Here is an 18,083-nt window from a genome sequence, read left to right on the forward strand (position 1 = left end):
AAGTGGTTTATGGCGGCAAACCAGTAAATCGAGTTGTCTTCTAGAGCGCAAAAACCTCGCTTTTCGTACATTAAGACTTTACCCTAAAGGTCAGCGTCAGTAAATGCAAGGGCTAAAAGGACTGCCACAAGTATAAAAAAATCTATATTGCAAAGAACGGAAGGCTAGCCTTTTGCATCTTCCGTTACCCTTTCCATAAGGGGTGGACAAAGCGCAAGCTAAAGTTGTTTCTGCCTTTACTGCTATCTTGCCTAAGAAAGTCAATACTTATGAGAAACTTGTAACAAACCAAAACATATATTGATAGCCTCTGCGCCGTAAGAAAACTCACCTAATAAATCTCTGCAAAGTTCCTCAGAATACATCATTTTTGTTTGTTTTTCTTCCCCTTGGCTCCCACTAGAGATGCAAAGCCTTGGTAAACGCCAATCATTAAGGCGAGGACTGTTACCATCGGGTGCCTGGACTTTGGCGGATCTACCCGTTGTATGGTGCTGGTAGAGGTTCCAGAGGAGCGATCGCTTTGAGCTTGTGCGGCAGCGGCTTTGATGTCGTCAGTGCGCGGTATTCCCTGCTTTGCCCTCGCTTCTTCACTAAGGGGTACGGCATTCTTAGAGGGGACAATTCGAGAGCCGTACTTGTTGGCGTAGACTTGAGTAAATTCGGCACCGAAAAAGAGAATCTGGGCGGAATAATTTACCCACAACAGCAGCACTACAAATGAGCCAGCTGCGCCGTAGGTTGAGCCGACACTGCCATTGCCTAGATACAACCCCAGTAAGTACTTACCAATGGTAAATAGTAAAGAGGTAATGGCGGCACCGATCCACACGTCACCCCAGGCAATTTTCGCATCTGGCAAAATTCTAAACATCAGCGCGAACAGCACCGTCACGACGCCGAAGGAGATGAAAAAGTTTAGGGCTTGCAGGAAGGGCAAACCGGGTATCAAGTGGCCCAAATAGTCGCCTACTGATGTCAAGCCGGCACTCAAGATCAACGAAACTAAGAGCAAAAAGCCGATGCCCAGTACCATTGCAAAGGACAAAAATCGGTCTTTGATAAAGCCTTTGATGCCGCGTCCAGGCTTGGGGGCGACTTCCCAGATGGTGTTGAGTGAATCTTGCAGCTGACCAAAAACGCCGGAGGCACCGAACAGGAGGAGACCAACGCTAATCAGAGTGGCAATTGTGCCTTCCTCTGCCTTGCGAGAATTTTGGATCATCTCTTGGACAGCTTCAGCACCCTGCTTGCCTAGCAATTCTCGAAGTTGCGTAACAATTCCCCCCTCAGCGGCTTCTTGTCCAAATACCAAAGCCGCGATCGCGATCGCAATAATAACTAGCGGTGCCAAAGAAAACACGGTGTAATACGCCAGCGCCGCCGCTAACCGCGATGCCTTATCTTCTTGCCACTCCGCAAATGTGTCTTTAAGCAGTCCTACTATATCTTTTGGCTTCATAACTAACTTCTAGCCTGCACTACCACTCTTCTTTGAGTTTGCAGCGCCTTGTCAAGAAGTTAAAAGACCCGAAAGTTAGAGTTTCTCCAGAATTCCAGCTTACATCAGCCCTCGTTTTTTCAGTTTGGACAGTGCATCTTCAGCAGCAGCTTTCTCAGCATCTTTTTTGCTGCGTCCTTTACCTTCCCCGTAGGCTTTATCGCCCACAAGCACTGTGGCGATGAACTCTGGGGCGTGGGGTGTTCCGCCTGCTTGTTTGGTGACATATTTCGGTGGTGTTGAGCCAAGGTCAGGATTTGCTTGCACCCATTGTTGAAACCGATTTTTCGAGTCCACCTTGGAGAGAGACACTACAATATCCTCCGGAACGGAATCAAATAGTGGTTCTACAAAATCGCGGACTTTCTCAACATCTAAATTGTTATCTAGATAATAAGCGCCGACGACGGCTTCAAAGGTACTGCTGAGTAAATTTGGATTATAGTAGCCTCCCTCACGAATGGCACCTTGACCTAACCGCATTTTGAAGTTTAAATTTATCTCGGTAGCGAACTTTGCTAGCTGCTTTTCATCTACCAGCGCGGAACGCCTACGAGTCATTTGGTCTTCTCCCATTTGTGGGTGACGACGATAGAGATATTCGCCACTTAAGAAAGTTAGCAAAGCGTCACCCAAAAATTCTAGACGTTCGTTGTTTTCGCACTCTCCGGGATTTTCATTGGCATAAGAACGGTGTGTAAGCGCATGAAGCAAGAGTTTTTCATTCTGAAAATTTGGAAATTCCATTTTGATTGCTCCTAGTTTTGGGTAAATTAATTGCATGGAAATATCAGTACAAGTCATTGATGGCTATTAACTAGGTGAACACGAAAAAACCGCTATTGAGCGGTTTTTGGATAAACCCAGTTTCTATATCAAACCGAGTTTTTGATAAGTAGCGATCGCTTGATTATCTAGCTTTTAGCAATCTGCTTAACTATACTAACAACATTTCTTCATTTTGCAATTTGATTTTCCCCTCTTTTTCAACAGCAGCAACAAATTTTTTGAAGCGTCTAAATTTCGTACCGTCCTGTTTACGAATAGAGGAAACTCCTTGATAGTTAGGGAAATCTTGACTGTGACTCATCAGGCTGGCAATGATGCGATATGTTGTATGCTTACCTTTATTGACCGCAGTTTTGATAGCTTCAATAAGACAGTCAACAGCATCATCGTAGTTGATATAAGACAGAACGCCATCTGTCTGAATCGAAGTATTGTTGCTAACTAGACTAAGCAACTCCTCTACAAAGTAGAATTTATCAGCAATCTTAATAAGCTCTTTACTTACACTACCTTGTTGAGCAAAGAATATGACTTTTTTCCCCTTTCCTTGTAACTCATCGAGTAAAATCTGACCGTAACAATCCCCAGTTACAAGGATTATTATATCTGAGCTATCGTTACTACAGTCTATGCACAATTTAATATCTACAGCGTTTTTGAATCTCCGAGGAACATTAATACAGTCAAATTTCTGGTTTTCTAGCCTTGTTTTAGTTTTGTTTGCTCCACACCAATTACTATAAGCCTTTCGGTTGACTACAGCATCTCCTTGTAAACTAGCAAATCGCAACAAATAGTTCGCAAGTTTTACTTTTGGAACATTTTGGTAATCCCAATAAATTGAAACCGACTGTTGCTGCTGTTTTGTCTGTTTACAGGATGCTAGCTCAATATTTTTCATGCTAATGTGCCCAATTTTTTTTTTGGATTGGACAGCATCGATAAATCACGCATCTAGCGTCAGCAAAGCTTGGTTCAGGAATAAAAAATAATTATTCCCTATGACCAAACTCATAGTCCGAACGCAATTCTTTGTTGCTAAGATTAGAGTTGGCAGTCTCAGGCGCAGGATTTTGTAGTCTCCTACCAAGCGTCCAATCAACCAGTTGACCGGACATTCTGCTAGATTTTTGTCATCTTTCCAAATGCTTTGTCGGCTCGTTGACAAAGATCGAACTGAATGCTCAGTCAACTCGTTGACTAGACGCTCAGTAGAAGACTACAAAATCCTGTACCTGAGACAGCAATCAAAACTTCGCGCCTTTGAATGCGGATATTTTAGCTGTCTTTTTGCACACTAGCATTGTCAGGCTTCGGTGTCAAGGGCATTTCAGATTTATTGGTCAGAGCAGGACTTCGTTCTAATTGAAGGCGATCTCTTAGTCAGCCAGTAAGACATTGCGCTATGCTGAAAAGTTGGACTTGCATCGCTTTAAAAATATGCCTGCATCTGTAGCTAACCCCGCCTTTCCCCTCGCTGCTGTTGTGGGGCAAGAAGCAATAAAAATGGCGCTGCTATTAGCAGCAATTGATCCTGGACTGGGAGGGGTAGCGATCGCGGGTCGTCGCGGGACTGCTAAATCGGTCATGGCACGCGCCTTGCACTCCCTTCTGCCCCCCATAGAAGTCGTCAAAGGATCGATTAGCAATTGCGATCCTGATTCTCCCAGCGAGTGGGATGACAAATTATTGGCAGAAGCGAATGCCCAGCCGGATGCTCCGATTGACGCGCAGGTGATTCCGGCTCCATTTGTACAAATTCCTTTGGGAATCACCGAGGATCGGCTGCTGGGTTCTGTGGATGTCGAGCAATCTGTTAAACAGGGGGACACGATATTTCAGCCTGGGTTACTGGCGACAGCACACCGGGGCGTCCTCTATGTAGACGAAATTAATCTACTTGATGAGCAAATTGCTAACCAACTGTTGACCGTTTTATCTGAAGGACGCAACCAGATTGAGCGGGAAGGGATTAGCTTTCAGCATCCTTGTAAGCCTTTATTTATTGCCACTTACAACCCGGAAGAAGGGCCACTGCGAGAACATTTGCTCGATAGAATTGCGATCGCGCTTTCCGCTGATGGTGTACTCGGCTTAGATGAACGAGTGCAAGCAGTAGAACAAGCTCTCGCCTACGCTAAATCCCCAGAAAAATTTCTAGAACAATACACCGAAGACATCGACAACCTGAAAACTCAGATCGTCTTAGCGCGGGAATGGCTGAAGGATGTTCGCATCACCCGCGAGCAAATTGCTTATCTAGTTGATGAAGCAATTCGAGGCGGAGTGCAGGGACATCGAGCCGAACTCTTTGCAGTGCGAGTTGCCAAGGCTGCGGCTGCTTTAGAGGGACGCACTAATGTGACGGCGGAAGACTTGCGCCGTGCAGTGGAATTGGTGATTGTGCCCCGCGCTACAGTCGTGCAGACGCCACCAGACGAAACGCCTCCACCGCCTCCCCCACCGCCACCGCCCCAAGACGAATCTCAGCAAGAGCAAGATGAGCCGGATGAGAAGGATGAAGAGGAACCGGAAGAACCCCAGGAGGATCAGTCGAGTATTCCGGAAGAATTTGTCTTCGATCCAGAGGGTGTCATCCTCGACCCTACCGTGCTTTACTTTGCTCAAATGGCGCAACGTCACGGCAAGTCGGGCAGTCGCAGTCTCATCATTTCAGAAGATCGAGGGCGCTACGTCAAGCCAATGTTGCCGAAAGGCAAGGTGCGGCGAATTGCCGTTGATGCAACGCTCAGAGCCGCTGCACCCTACCAAAAGGCTCGGCGGGAGCGAAACGACGCTGCGATCGCTCAATCCCGCGGTGGTCAGGGAGGACAAAGAGGAGATCGGCGGGTATTCGTCGAGCAGGCGGATGTTCGCTCTAAGCGCTTAGTCCGCAAAGCCGGGGCGCTCGTCGTTTTCGTCGTCGATGCTTCTGGCTCGATGGCGCTGAACCGGATGCAGTCAGCCAAGGGTGCGGTGATGCGCCTGCTAACGGAAGCCTATCAGAACCGCGACCAAGTGGCGTTAATTCCCTTCCGGGGAGAACAAGCCGATGTGCTACTCCCTCCAACTCGTTCGATTGCCTTAGCGCGGCGGCGTCTGGAGCTATTGCCTTGTGGCGGCGGCTCCCCTCTGGCTCATGGTTTGACTCAGGCAGTGCGCGTCGGGATGAATGCTCAGATGTCTGGAGATATTGGTCAGGTGGTGATTGTGGCGATTACCGATGGACGGGGCAATATTCCTTTAGCTCGTTCTTTGGGCGAACCGATACAGGAAGGGGAAAAGCCCGATATTAAAGCTGAATTGTTAGATATTGCTTCCAGAATTCGCGCTTTGGGGATTCAGTTGTTAGTGATTGATACGGAAAATAAGTTTATTTCCACTGGCTTTGCGAAGGAATTAGCAAAGCAATCAGGGGGAAAATATTATCACTTACCCAAGGCAACGGAGCAAGCGATCGCTGGAGTGACCAGAGGCGCGATCGCAGATATGAAATCTCGCTAGTGCAAAAATCTCTAGGAACCCCACCCCCAACCCCACCCCGCAAGAGGGGAACTCGGTGTCCCCTCTGGGGATTAGGGGCAGGGAGCCGGAGCCGCAGGCGATAGCGAGGTGGGGTTCTTTTATTACGGGTAATCAACCAGACTTAATATCACTTCTACCCATTACCCATCTCAAAAACTCTTCACCGCCCAATATTTCGCTTCAACTGCTCAAGCTCGTCGTCCGCTTCCCAGTGCTTAAATTTAGCCTCTAATGGATCGGGACCACTGTTGATCGGGCGGTGGTAATTCTGATTCCAGCCAACCGTCTCCGCACGCTGCTGAGCTTGAGAACTTGTACGCGCTGCTTGCGCCTGAACAGCTTTAGTATGAACTTCCTGGCGGCGAACTTGAATTTGACGCTGTAGCTGTTTTGCTTGCTCGCTTCGCTGTTTAATCCCTTGCATCTGTCCCCAAAGTTGATTACCTTGACGTAGCAGGGCTGCTTCTCGCTCTTGGGCAGGCTGGACTAAATCGAACCTGTTGGCAGCTTTTGCCTTTTCAATCCGGACATGCCAGCGCTGAATTTCTTGAGCGGTTGAGAGGATTTCATCTTGTAATTTTTTCTCTTGCAGTTGCAGGTCTGCAATCAGCTTAAGGGCATCATCTTCTTGTTCCCGTAGCTGCTCCTCTAGCGCCTGTAATTCCAAATGAGGATTATTCCGCAAGAATTCTTCTAATCGGGTTTCTAAAAACCGGCTGAAATCGTCAAATAGACCCACTGCAAGAACTCCCACTACAGGTTTGTCATTATGTTAGCAATTAGGCGCGATCGCTCATCAGCCATTAGTCATTAGTCATTAGTAATAGACTTATGAGTGATCTCTAATGACTCATTTAAAACTTCTGCCCAACATAAACAGAACGGACTTCTCCGTTGCGTCGGATAACCGCTTCCTGATTCGAGATAGAAACCAAAGTCCATCCACTAGAGCCAATGTTTTCGCCCACGCGGATGCGGTTGGCAACACCGCCGAAGTCAAATAGAGCAGCAGAGCGATCGCCCAATTCTAATACTCCCACAAGCGTATGCGTCGCCGTAGGAGCCGGATCTGGGTTGGGTGCGGGTACTGCGGCTGGGGGCGCGGGGGGTGCTGGGGGTGCCAGGGGTGGTAAGGCAGGGATGGGAAGCCGAGGCATTGTGGCAGCCATCGGAGGCAGTGTCAGAGGTTTGGAACCCAATGGGGGTGCTGAGGGACGAACCGACGGTGCCGGACGACTGACTGGGGGTTTGGGACGCACTGGCGGCATCAAATTCACTGAGGGTGCGGGACGCACTGGCAGCATCGAACTCACTGAGGGCGCGGGACGCACCGGCGGTACCGGACGCCTTGGTAGTGATGGAAGCAAGGGAGGACGGACTAAGGGGGAAACGCCTTGCAGTCCTAGGGCAGATTGTGGAACTACAGACTGACTTTGGGGTGATGGATAGATGGGAATGTAGACTCTTTCCATAACACCCGATCCTCTTGCTGCCCCAGCCGCATTTCCGGGGACAGTTGTCACGGGCGGCAGATTAGTCCCTTGGGGCGCGGCGGCACTTCCCGTGCGTTTGTTCGCGTCAGCTTTGCGATCGATGACTTCAAGCGATCGCTGCATATAGTTCACAAACTGCTCATCTGCTTTAGACTGAACCTCTTGGCTGACGGGTGTAACCGTTGCGGGGGGCGAAAAGAGCCAATTGAGCCTGCCCTGGCTCACCAGCCACAGCAGCAATGTAGCTGCCGCCGATGTCAAAGCCAGTCCCAGCAGGAGTTTCTCGAATAATTTGCCTTCCCCCCGATCCTTGTTGTCTTCGGGTTGAATCTCCTCCACGCTGATATCCAGCGCCAGAGGCGTTTGCACAATACTGCGGGGTGTATTGTCTGGTTGCTCCGGGAGCAGCTCCTCTGGTGGAACCCAGGTAGGGGGCAATGTGACTTGCGAAACTTGGACAGGTTGTAAGGAGATATACTCTGACTGCGGCTGCTCTGGAGTTGAGATGCTGCCGCCCTCCAAAACCCGGTCGATGTCTGCAAACAAGTCGTCCATCAATTGATCGGCATATTTGTCAACCGACCAAGGTTGGATAGAAGTGGAATTTGCCAAGGGTGCTGAGTCCCTCTGGTTATTGCTAACATCCTGAGTCATCGATTGCTCACTCTCGTGGCTACACTGAATCAACGATAAGCCTTAAGACATTTGATGGGGCTTATATCGGTAAAGAAATTCCTAATTGTGGGACATTATTCCCTAAGGCAATCAGTTGTCAATGCTCCCTGACTGATTGGTTCAAAGAACGCCTTACTTCTAGCTTATATTTTCCCGTGGCGACCAAGCCAATTTTGTCGTTAAATTGGGCTTGACCCAGTTAGCAAACCATGCTTTTTGTCACTTGTCAATTGTCAACGGGTAGAGAGGCGACGAATCTCGTCTCTCGGTCAGTTGTTGATGTTTTTACCACTCACTCAGGCAAGGAGGCGGTACCAAAAAAGCCTCTACGATGACTGGCTGCTAACCAAGGCGGTTTGCCGAGAGCGTAATTCTAGATATACCAGTAAAGCGTTGATATCAGCCGGATTGACGCCGCCAATTCGAGCTGCTTGACCAATCGTGAGCGGTTGCACTTGCGCTAACTTTTCACGAGACTCCTTCGAGAGAGTCTCGATCGCTGCATAATTTAGATCCGGCGGTAGCTGGCGGTTTGCATGACGGCTCACTTGGTCAATTTGGTGCTGCTGACGCTGGAGATACCCAGAGTATTTGAGATCGATTTCTGCGCCTTCTTTCTCCACGGAGTCTAGACTTGGGTTGCTCAGTCCGTAACGATCTAAGTCAACGTAATGGAAACCAGGGCGTCGTAGCAAATCAGCCAGAGTAATCGAGCCTTTGATGGCTTGTTGGGTGTCAGACGCGATCGCCTTCCCGATCTCATCATGCTCCTTAATCCGCGTTGAGTACAACCGTTCCTTCTCAGCAGCAATATTCGCTTGCTTGTGTTGGAACAACTCCCAGCGACGGTCATCAATTAAGCCGACTTCCCGACCCAGAGGCGTCAAGCGCTGATCTGCATTATCTGACCGCAGTAATAACCGATACTCAGAGCGGCTAGTCAGCATCCGGTAAGGTTCCCGCAAATCTTTGGTACACAGATCGTCCATCAGCGTCCCGATGTAACTGTGTTCGCGCGGGAATACAATCATTTCTTGATTGCGGACGAACCGAGCTGCATTAATTCCCGCTACAATGCCTTGAGCAGAGGCTTCTTCATACCCGGTCGTGCCGTTAATTTGCCCAGCACAAAATAGTCCCTCTACCTTTTTGGTCATCAGTGTCGGATAGCACTGGGTTGCGGGTAAATAATCATACTCCACCGCGTAAGCTGGACGCAGCATCGTACAGTTTTCTAGACCGGGGAGACTTCGCAACATTTGCAACTGCAAATTCTCTGGCAATCCCGTCGAAAAGCCTTGAATATAAAGTTCTGGAATATCCCGTCCTTCCGGTTCAATAAAAATCTGGTGGCTTTCCTTATCGGCAAAGCGCACAATTTTATCTTCAATGCTGGGACAATAACGCGGTCCCTTTGCATCTACCCAACCGCCATAAACTGGCGACAGATGCAGATTTTCTCGAATAATCCGATGAGTCTCCGGCGTCGTCCGGGTGAGATAACAAGGCATCTGCTCCCGTTCCACCCAAACTGAGGGGTCAAAGCTGAACCACCGCACCTCCGTATCACCCGGCTGGGGTTCCAAATTAGTATAGTCTAGCGATCGCTTATCGACCCGTGCCGGAGTTCCCGTCTTCAGCCGTCCCGTTTCAAATCCGAGTCGATTCAGGGTTTCCGTCAACCCAACAGCGGCAAATTCCCCCGCACGACCCGCTGACATCGACTTATTCCCGACCCAGATGCAACCCCCCAAAAAAGTCCCGGTCGTCAGGATGACTGCTTTACACCCAAATGCCACGCCAAAGTAAGTTTCGACGCCAATCACTTCATCGTTAGCGCCCATTACCAAATCTGTGACCATGCTCTCGCGGATTGTCAAGTTTTCCTGGTTCTCAACAATCCCCTTCATCACCGCCGCATATTCCCGTTTATCCGTCTGCGCCCGCAATGCCCACACAGCAGGTCCCCGTGACGAGTTCAGAATCCGCTTTTGTAGGTAGGTGCGATCCGCCATTTTCCCAATTTCCCCACCCAAAGCATCGATTTCATGCGTCACCTGGGACTTGGCAGGGCCACCGACTGCTGGGTTACACGGTTGCCAAGCAATTTTGTCCAGGTTAAGGGTTAGCAGCAGGGTACGACAGCCCAATCGTGCTGTAGCGAGGGCAGCTTCGCAACCGGCGTGTCCGGCTCCGACTACAACAACATCAAAAGCGTCTTGAAATTCTACGGGCGATCGCGTGGTCATGGTCATGGTAAGTGTCTGAGTAGCAAGGACTCATCCTTCATATTAGCGATTACACCAGTCTGCTTGGAGTTTCAGCCATTGAGTGGCAAAATAAACCCGATTTAGACAGTATATAGACTTAATTCTATCGGGTGATTCTTTTCAAGTTAAAGCATATCACTCGGATTTGTCGGATGAGGTTTCGTATTCAAGATTTGTCGATTGAATACAAGGTTGGTTACTATGCCAAAACTCAGATTGATTTCTCTGTACTGCGAACGGACTGAAGACAACGCCGGGGCTGATGAAGCTTACTTGGTTGTGAATGGACAACAAGTTGGAGGCGTACAAAGTATCAACGATCGCGAAGCACGCAACCTCACTTATATCCCGCCGATTTCTTTTACATCTTCTGCTGAAATTCGGCTTTATGACCAAGATACGGGGATTTTCGATAAGGATGATTATCTGGGCACGTTAAATGCTTCCAGTAGTCAATTAGGTCGTGGAGAGCAACGGGGTAAGTTTACTGAGGATGATGCTGACTACACTTTGACCTGGGAAGTTCTGGCAGATTAAGTATTCTTGCTTTGTCTGTTTTTACTTTATAGGGAAAAAGTTGCATAAAACGTTTTAAAAAGACACGGAAAACCGTGTCTTTTTAATTCATTATTATCTAGCTAAAGTATCTTTTTTGTAGAGTATTTTATTTTAAATCATATAAAGTGCGATCGCCTTCATCAACCAAGATACGTTAGCCAAGGGACGCTTTGTTCGCTTCGCCTTGAATCCTTTTGCATTCCCTCAAGCTCACATAAGGGCGATCGCCAGTCATGCTTCTTGGAAAGGGTAACCAAATATACTTATAAGTTTAATTTATATTCTTTTGCTGAGTGGATTTCGTCATAACCAGGACATCTGGGTGATAGAAGTGGTAGTTAATGGTGAACAACTTCCAAATCTAGGGCCTGTATAAAGAAAGTTGAAAGTTCGTGAAGTATTTTTTCCTTTCTGATGGATGGACTGTCGGTCGAGTATGGGAATTCGGCGGCTTGTGGAACGAAAACTCTTGGCGACGCAAACCCGAAATTCAGCAAATGAACCTTTGCATCTTCGAGCAGGGCGAAAAACTGTGGCTGTATCGAGTAGAAGACGCCATTCTTATGGTCGAAGTCAAACCCACAGCTCATGTCCCAACTGAGTCAGCCAATCAGAATATTGGTCAAGTAGTGCTAAAACGCTTGATTGATGCTGAAGAGGTCATCCAGAGAATGAACGAGTCAGCAGCGTTACCCCAACTCAGCAGCACCCAGGAGTCGGGATGAAAGGTTAAGAATGCGATCGCTACCTTAATCCCAACTGTCAACCCGCTTGCAATGGATTCTAACAATAGTTACACTTCTTTAAATGGTAACTCCCCTCGGTCTTCCGACCTAGGAATGGCGTGAACCTGGTGTGACGAGGCCAAAAACCTTATCGACACGATAAATCGTGTCTGTAACATCTGCCGAGGTAAAACATCAAGTACGCGAAACTCTCATGCAAAAAGCCTGCAATCGGCATGGCTTTTAAAGCTAAGAGTAGGTAACATAATCTTTCATTTTCACTTTTGCCTTGTGAAACAGTCCCGCAGTCTTGCAAGAGAGCTTCTCTGGCTTAGATTATGGTAAACAACGGCAAATCGCACATAAAAAAAGAAGCGTCGAAGTAGACACTTAATTCATCTGAGGAGGAGCGTAGTCAATGGGACTACCCTGGTACCGAGTACACACAGTCGTCCTGAACGATCCAGGTCGATTGATATCTGTACACCTGATGCATACTGCCCTCGTGGCAGGTTGGGCCGGTTCGATGGCCCTGTACGAACTCGCAATTTTTGACCCCAGCGACCCAGTCCTGAACCCCATGTGGCGTCAGGGGATGTTTGTACTGCCATTCATGGCTCGCTTGGGTGTAACCGAATCCTGGGGTGGTTGGAGCATTACTGGCAGCTCAGGAAACTACCCTGGCGTATGGTCATTTGAAGGCGTTGCTGCCGCTCATATCGTCCTTTCCGGTCTGCTGTTCCTGGCTGCCGTCTGGCACTGGGTTTACTGGGATTTGGAACTGTTTAGAGACCCCCGCACCGGCCAACCAGCGCTCGACTTGCCAAAGATGTTTGGCATTCACCTGCTTTTGTCGGGTCTTTTGTGCTTTGGATTCGGTGCATTCCACCTGTCGGGGCTATTTGGCCCTGGTATGTGGGTTTCCGACCCCTACGGTATCACTGGCAGCGTCCAACCTGTCGCGCCAGAGTGGGGACCCGATGGCTTTAATCCGTTCAATCCTGGCGGTGTCGTCGCTCACCACATTGCAGCAGGTGTCGTAGGAATTATCGCTGGTTTGTTTCACCTAGCAGTTCGACCCCCAGAGCGGCTCTACAAAGCTTTGCGGATGGGGAACATCGAAACTGTGCTTTCCAGCAGTATTGCCGCTGTATTCTTTGCCGCCTTCGTTGTGGCAGGTACGATGTGGTACGGCAGTGCTACAACTCCGATTGAGCTGTTTGGTCCCACCCGCTATCAGTGGGATGGCGGTTACTTCAAGCAAGAAATTGACCGGCGCATTCAAGCCAATATTGCTGAAGGGGCGAGCGCTTCCGAAGCTTGGTCGCAAATTCCAGAAAAACTGGCATTTTATGACTATGTCGGAAACAGCCCTGCGAAGGGTGGTTTGTTCCGCGCAGGTCCAATGAATAAAGGAGATGGGATTGCTCAGGCTTGGTTAGGGCATCCAATATTCAAAGATGCTGAAGGTCGGGAATTGTCGGTACGTCGTCTTCCCAACTTCTTTGAAACCTTCCCCGTGATCTTGACCGATAAAGACGGTGTGATTCGCGCCGATATTCCGTTCCGTCGGGCAGAATCAAAAAATAGCTTTGAGCAAGCGGGTGTCACCGTAAGCTTATACGGCGGTGCTTTGGATGGGAAAACTTTTGATGATCCCGCTAAAGTGAAGCAATTTGCTCGGAAAGCTCAGCTGGGTGAGCCTTTTGCATTCGACCGCGAAACGCTGAATTCTGACGGGGTGTTCCGCACCAGTCCCCGTGGCTGGTTCACGTTCGGACACGCTGTATTTGCTCTGCTGTTCTTCTTCGGGCACCTCTGGCATGGCTCTCGGACTCTGTTCCGGGATGTGTTTGCTGGGGTTGAGGCTGACCTGGAAGAGCAGGTTGAGTGGGGTCTGTTCCAGAAAGTGGGTGACAAGAGTACCCGCAAGAAGGAAGCTGTCTAGAAATGTAATCAGGCGAAAGGCAAAAGTTGAGTATTTTTCTTTGACCTTTTGCCTTTTTAGTTTTTCTTGACAAGGTAGACTGGTAGTAAAGCAAACAATCAGGAAATTCTGATATGGAAGCCGCTGCTTACATTTTGATTTTGACCCTCGCATTGGGTACTCTCTTCTTTGCGATCGCTTTCCGCGAACCTCCTCGGATTGAGAAGAAGTAGTTCGCACCTAAAGCTCGCAGCACTACAACTTAATATTTAGGAAAAGCTACTGAGCCGCAACTGTCTTAACCCTTGTATTTCCACAAGGGTTAAGATAATAACCGGCTCAGCTTTTCCAATTTTAGGTATTTCTTTAGTAAAGTGGCAGATAATTCTAATCCTTCCTCACGCTCGTCTATCCAACAAGCGAGGACTTTTTAAAATGCAATGTCCTTTATGCCAGTACACCGATAGCCGTGTCCTTGAGTCCCGTTCCACGGAAGCCGGACAAAGTATCCGGCGACGCCGCGAGTGTTTGAAGTGCAATCATCGCTTCACTACCTACGAACGCATTGAATTTGTTCCAATTACGGTGATCAAACGGGGAGGTCAGCGAGACTCCTTTGATCGTTCCAAGTTAATTCGTGGGATTGTTCGAGCCTGTGAAAAAACCGGCATCCCCCAAGGAACTCTGGAAGTATTGGTTGATGAAATTGAAGCAGAATTACAGCAGCGCATCATCAGAGAAGTCACCAGTCAAGAAATTGGGGAATTAGTCCTCCAGCGTCTGCAATCTATCAGCGAAGTTGCATATATCCGTTTTGCCTCGGTCTATCGGCAGTTTCAAGGAATTCGAGATTTTGTGGATACCTTGAATCATCTGCGAAGTCATGGCAGTGGAACAGAGGAAGACACTGAACTAACAGATCCTCTCGAAAATAATAAGCCTTCCTTATCAGAGCCTGGTGACACAGCAATCCAGGCTTCTTTGTTTATTGGTTATTAGTAACTAGCGGTTGACAAAGCTGCTATAGTATGCGTTAGAGATGCGGTGGTTACAGCCGAACATTTTTGAACTCGAATTTATCTAGCTTTCGTCCTGGCGACGTTGTAATTGGTAAAGCGATCGCTCTGGAGCCGGAGGGCGCTTTAATTGACATTGGCGTACCAACAGCTATTTTTCTCCCAATTCTGGAAATGTCAATCAATGAGATTGACTCTCCAGAAGAAGCCTTGCAACTGAACGAATCCCACGAATTTTTGATTGTAAATCAATACGATGAAGCGGGGAATTTGATACTTGGTCTTTCCATCCGACAGCTAGAGAAAAAGCTGGCTTGGGAACGAGTGCGTCAAATGCAAGCCGAAAACGTCACAGTTTACGCCATAATTTTTGAAGCTCATCGCTTTGGCGTCTCAGTTAAAGTTGAGGGGTTGCGCGGCTGTGTTTTGCATTCTCGTCTCGATACCCGTAAGCCGAAAGAAGAGTTAATGGGAGAAGAAATCCCTATCAAGATCGTTGAGGTAGATGAAGACCGCGATCGCTTGTTTCTCTCGCACGGAGTGGCGCTGTACCCAGACGGGATGAAGCATCTAGAAGTTGACCAAGTCGTTGTTGGTCGATTACTTGCACTCAAGCCTTATGGTGCATTTGTCAATATTGGAGTCATTAACGCTCTTCTGCACATTCGTGAGATTTCGCACGCTCACTTTGACACGCTTGAAAGTATTTTCAAGGTTAATGATGAAATAAAGGCGATGATTATTTGGATGGATGTGGAGAGGAATCGCGGCTCACTCTCTACAAAAGCACTCGAACCCGAACCAGGTGATATGCTGAAAAATCCTCAGAAAGTCTATGAAAAAGCTGAGGAAATGGCGGCAAACTACCGCAACCAGATGCAGAAATTGCAGCGATCACCTCAGATGTAGTCTTTAGCTGAAATACCGCTTACCTACTGCTGAGGAGCAATTTTAGCCAAACGGAGGATGAGCAAATTAAGTTATAATATCCTGTCTGGACAACTTCTCGCTCCTAGAAAATCTCATACAATAGGTTTGGCGAGAGAGCTATGTAGGTGTAAACTGCACGCGGTAAACGTGGGCGTACATCGACAGGAGGCACAGTTAAATACGGAGATAACACCAGGAAACGATACGCATGGTCAATCAGAAAACAACCGCTACAGCAGATATTGGATTTTCTCACGAAGATTTTGCGGCCCTACTCGATAAGTACGACTATCACTTTAATCCCGGTGATATTGTCGCCGGTACCGTGTTCAGTTTGGAGCCTAGGGGCGCTCTGATTGACATTGGCGCTAAAACAGCGGCTTATATTCCGATTCAGGAGATGTCAATCAATCGGGTTGATGCTCCGGAAGAAGTGTTGCAGTCCAACGAGACGCGAGAATTTTTCATTCTGACCGACGAGAATGAAGATGGACAGCTAACCCTTTCCATCCGCCGCATTGAGTACATGCGAGCATGGGAGCGAGTCAGGCAGTTGCAGACAGAAGACGCTACAGTGCGATCGCTTGTCTTCGCTACCAATCGCGGTGGTGCATTGGTACGAATTGAAGGATTGCGCGGGTTTATTCCCGGTTCTCACATCAGCACTCGCAAACCCAAGGAAGATTTGGTTGGTGAAGAACTACCCCTAAAATTCTTAGAGGTAGACGAAGACCGCAACCGTCTAGTTCTGTCGCACCGACGGGCGCTGGTCGAGCGGAAGATGAATCGTCTGGAAGTGGGCGAGGTCGTTATTGGAACAGTACGAGGCATCAAGCCTTATGGTGCATTTATCGATATTGGCGGCGTCAGCGGACTGCTGCACATCTCCGAGATTTCCCACGACCACATCGACACACCTCACAGCGTCTTCAATGTCAATGATGAAGTGAAAGTGATGATCATTGACCTTGATGCTGAACGGGGACGGATTTCGCTCTCCACCAAGCAGCTAGAGCCAGAACCAGGCGACATGATCAAGAACCGCGATCGCGTCTATGACATGGCGGAAGAAATGGCGGCTAAGTATCGGGAGCAGATGCGAGCCAAGCTGCAAGGCACTACGATACCTTCTATAGAAATCGGCGTTTCTGACGAAGAAGCGCTACCTCCTATCGAAGATGAAGACGTGCCACCTGCTACAGAAGAGGCAGAAGTGCCACCCGCTATCGAAGCTGAAGAGGTGCCACCCGCTACAGAAGAGGAAGAAGAGTCACCTGATACAGAAGCTAAAGAGCTGTCACCTGCTATAGAACAAGAGTAATTTTGTTAGGAGACAGAGAAATTTCAGATTTTAAATTTGAAATTAGTGATGACCAAAGAGGGAATTTCCCTCTTTTTTTATTGCGGTTTAATGAGTTGAGGAGGAAATTTTGGTAACAATTCGCTGTCGAGAGGTCACGTTCCCGAATATCCAGGCGGTAATTTTTGACAAGGACGGCACCCTAGAAGATTCGGAGTCATTTTTGAGAAAGTTGGGGCAAAAGCGATCGCGCATTATAGACGCCCAAATTCCCGGAACCGGAGATCCTTTATTAATGGCGTTTGGCATTAATGGAGATACTCTCGATCCGACGGGGTTATTAGCCGTAGGCAGTCATGGAGAGAATGAAATTGCTGCTGCTGCTTATATTGCTGAGACCGGACGGGGGTGGTTAGAATCAAGAGCGATCGCCCATCGCGCCTTTAATGAAGCAGATCAATTTCTAAAAGATGCTGCCCCTTCCCCCTTATTTGTCGGTTCTTTGGAAGTGCTGCAACTTCTGTTTCAAGCTGGCTTAAAATTAGGAATTTTATCAGCTGCTTCTACCTCACGAGTAGAAGCATTTGTCAAGCGTCATCAGCTCTCGCCCTATATCCAGCTAGAGATGGGAGTGGATGAAGGTCCAACTAAACCCGATCCAGCCTTATTTTTGCAAGCTTGCCAGAGACTGGGAGTTTCACCCAGCAATACTCTGATGGTGGGAGATTCTGCCGGAGATATTCAAATGGCACGTCAGGCGGGTGCCGCTGGTTGTGTTGGCATCTGCTGGGGAAAAACGGAGGCAGCACATCTAGAGAGTGCAGATGTCGCGATCGCGCAACTCGACGAAATTCAAATTTTGGATGCTAATGGCTAATCGGTGAGAACCCCTGACACCCGTTAGCCATTAGCTATCAGGCAAATTCCCAAAGCGATCGCGATAACGAGCTAACAGGTTTTCCATATCGGCAAGCTGTTGTTGAGCGAATTCCCGCTGCTGGCGTTCTTGTTCAGCTCGTTGGCGTTCTTGTTCGGCTTGTTCTTCTGCCTGCTGTCGCCTCTGAGTTTCCCGCTTTAGCGCCTGCATTAGCTCATCGGCAATTAGCAACTTTTCCCCAGTATCTTCTCGGTAAAAGCCAAGTAGTTTCCCTTTTAGGAAAGCCTTGGGAATAGTCAAGAAACTGGTTAGCAAGAACAGTTGCCTGACGCTCTGCCAAGTATTGTTTGAGGACTTCCAAAGTCGTCAAAATGGCATAGAGATGGTCATAGGTTTCTGCTACTGGTTCACCATCGGCACTAGGGGAAAAGATTTCTCCGGTTGGGCTGTCGGTAAAATTGCTGTCATCACTAGCACCGTCTCAGCGTCACCGATTT

General features: G+C 48.3%; 15 protein-coding genes and 1 pseudogene. 9 read left to right on the top strand and 7 right to left on the bottom strand.

Going from position 1 to position 18,083, the window contains the following annotated elements; translation table 11 throughout:
* Positions 1–364: 364 nt before the first annotated feature.
* From NDA06_RS03220 to NDA06_RS03230, 3 genes are all read right to left on the bottom strand, one after another.
* Entirely contained in the window at positions 365–1,462 is a 1,098-nt protein-coding gene (locus tag NDA06_RS03220; protein WP_190984931.1) for a YihY/virulence factor BrkB family protein, read from the bottom strand.
* A 99-nt stretch (positions 1,463–1,561) separates the two neighbouring features.
* Positions 1,562–2,248, bottom strand: coding sequence for a ribonuclease III (rnc, locus tag NDA06_RS03225; protein ID WP_190411305.1), 687 nt, complete (start codon positions 2,246–2,248; stop codon positions 1,562–1,564).
* A 190-nt stretch (positions 2,249–2,438) separates the two neighbouring features.
* Positions 2,439–3,191: an NYN domain-containing protein gene (locus NDA06_RS03230; RefSeq protein WP_190984930.1), complete on the bottom strand. Its 753-nt coding sequence runs from the start codon at positions 3,189–3,191 to the stop codon at positions 2,439–2,441.
* A 539-nt stretch (positions 3,192–3,730) separates the two neighbouring features.
* Between NDA06_RS03230 and bchD the strand changes: the two genes are divergently transcribed.
* Complete coding sequence (gene bchD / locus NDA06_RS03235; protein WP_190984929.1) at positions 3,731–5,794, top strand: magnesium chelatase ATPase subunit D; 2,064 nt, start codon at positions 3,731–3,733, stop codon at positions 5,792–5,794.
* A gap of 181 nt (positions 5,795–5,975) precedes the next feature.
* On the opposite strand, the gene NDA06_RS03240 is transcribed toward bchD, so the two are convergent.
* The 3 genes from NDA06_RS03240 to mnmG form a co-directional block, all read right to left on the bottom strand.
* A complete protein-coding gene (locus NDA06_RS03240; RefSeq protein WP_190425136.1) occupies positions 5,976–6,554 on the bottom strand; it encodes a TIGR04376 family protein in 579 nt (192 codons plus the stop codon).
* A 115-nt stretch (positions 6,555–6,669) separates the two neighbouring features.
* Positions 6,670–7,962 (bottom strand): hypothetical protein, encoded by a 1,293-nt coding sequence (locus tag NDA06_RS03245; protein ID WP_190984928.1) that lies wholly within the window; start codon positions 7,960–7,962, stop codon positions 6,670–6,672.
* Between the two features lie 347 nt (positions 7,963–8,309).
* Complete coding sequence (gene mnmG / locus NDA06_RS03250) at positions 8,310–10,232, bottom strand: tRNA uridine-5-carboxymethylaminomethyl(34) synthesis enzyme MnmG (RefSeq protein ID WP_190984967.1); 1,923 nt, start codon at positions 10,230–10,232, stop codon at positions 8,310–8,312.
* 222 nt (positions 10,233–10,454) lie between these two features.
* On the opposite strand from mnmG, the gene NDA06_RS03255 reads away from it, so the two are divergent.
* From NDA06_RS03255 to NDA06_RS03290, 8 genes are all read left to right on the top strand, one after another.
* Positions 10,455–10,790 (top strand): hypothetical protein, encoded by a 336-nt coding sequence (locus NDA06_RS03255; RefSeq protein WP_190425141.1) that lies wholly within the window; start codon positions 10,455–10,457, stop codon positions 10,788–10,790.
* Positions 10,791–11,203: 413 nt separating this feature from the next.
* Positions 11,204–11,536, top strand: a complete 333-nt coding sequence (locus NDA06_RS03260; RefSeq protein ID WP_190425142.1) for a hypothetical protein — start codon at positions 11,204–11,206, stop codon at positions 11,534–11,536.
* A gap of 418 nt (positions 11,537–11,954) precedes the next feature.
* Positions 11,955–13,484, top strand: coding sequence for a photosystem II chlorophyll-binding protein CP47 (psbB, locus tag NDA06_RS03265; protein WP_190411295.1), 1,530 nt, complete (start codon positions 11,955–11,957; stop codon positions 13,482–13,484).
* Between the two features lie 113 nt (positions 13,485–13,597).
* Positions 13,598–13,696, top strand: a complete 99-nt coding sequence (locus NDA06_RS03270) for a photosystem II reaction center protein T (protein WP_190411294.1) — start codon at positions 13,598–13,600, stop codon at positions 13,694–13,696.
* Positions 13,697–13,898: 202 nt separating this feature from the next.
* The gene (gene nrdR / locus NDA06_RS03275; RefSeq protein WP_190411293.1) at positions 13,899–14,462 is read left to right on the top strand and encodes a transcriptional regulator NrdR; all 564 of its coding nucleotides are present in this window, start codon (positions 13,899–13,901) and stop codon (positions 14,460–14,462) included.
* Positions 14,463–14,527: 65 nt separating this feature from the next.
* Positions 14,528–15,388 carry a S1 RNA-binding domain-containing protein gene (locus NDA06_RS03280; RefSeq protein ID WP_190984927.1) on the top strand — a complete coding sequence of 287 codons (861 nt, stop codon included), beginning with the start codon at positions 14,528–14,530 and terminating at the stop codon, positions 15,386–15,388.
* A gap of 229 nt (positions 15,389–15,617) precedes the next feature.
* Positions 15,618–16,730: a 30S ribosomal protein S1 gene (locus tag NDA06_RS03285; protein ID WP_190433695.1), complete on the top strand. Its 1,113-nt coding sequence runs from the start codon at positions 15,618–15,620 to the stop codon at positions 16,728–16,730.
* A gap of 109 nt (positions 16,731–16,839) precedes the next feature.
* Positions 16,840–17,586: an HAD family hydrolase gene (locus NDA06_RS03290; protein ID WP_190984926.1), complete on the top strand. Its 747-nt coding sequence runs from the start codon at positions 16,840–16,842 to the stop codon at positions 17,584–17,586.
* 30 nt (positions 17,587–17,616) lie between these two features.
* Here the strand turns inward: NDA06_RS03290 and NDA06_RS03295 are convergent.
* Positions 17,617–18,054 (bottom strand): annotated as a pseudogene (locus NDA06_RS03295) (hypothetical protein).
* Positions 18,055–18,083 lie beyond the last annotated feature (29 nt).

It is taken from the genome of Trichocoleus sp. ST-U1 (genome assembly GCF_039961835.1).
Lineage (GTDB): Bacteria > Cyanobacteriota > Cyanobacteriia > Cyanobacteriales > FACHB-T130 > FACHB-T130.

Coding starts and splice junctions, on each gene's coding strand:
- NDA06_RS03230 (WP_190984930.1), bottom strand. CDS start 3,191: ATGAAAAATATTGAGCTAGCATCCTGTAAACAGACAAAACAGCAGCAA.
- psbB (WP_190411295.1), top strand. CDS start 11,955: ATGGGACTACCCTGGTACCGAGTACACACAGTCGTCCTGAACGATCCA.
- NDA06_RS03270 (WP_190411294.1), top strand. CDS start 13,598: ATGGAAGCCGCTGCTTACATTTTGATTTTGACCCTCGCATTGGGTACT.
- nrdR (WP_190411293.1), top strand. CDS start 13,899: ATGCAATGTCCTTTATGCCAGTACACCGATAGCCGTGTCCTTGAGTCC.
- rnc (WP_190411305.1), bottom strand. CDS start 2,248: ATGGAATTTCCAAATTTTCAGAATGAAAAACTCTTGCTTCATGCGCTT.
- NDA06_RS03220 (WP_190984931.1), bottom strand. CDS start 1,462: ATGAAGCCAAAAGATATAGTAGGACTGCTTAAAGACACATTTGCGGAG.
- NDA06_RS03285 (WP_190433695.1), top strand. CDS start 15,618: ATGGTCAATCAGAAAACAACCGCTACAGCAGATATTGGATTTTCTCAC.
- bchD (WP_190984929.1), top strand. CDS start 3,731: ATGCCTGCATCTGTAGCTAACCCCGCCTTTCCCCTCGCTGCTGTTGTG.
- NDA06_RS03255 (WP_190425141.1), top strand. CDS start 10,455: ATGCCAAAACTCAGATTGATTTCTCTGTACTGCGAACGGACTGAAGAC.
- mnmG (WP_190984967.1), bottom strand. CDS start 10,232: ATGACCACGCGATCGCCCGTAGAATTTCAAGACGCTTTTGATGTTGTT.
- NDA06_RS03245 (WP_190984928.1), bottom strand. CDS start 7,962: ATGACTCAGGATGTTAGCAATAACCAGAGGGACTCAGCACCCTTGGCA.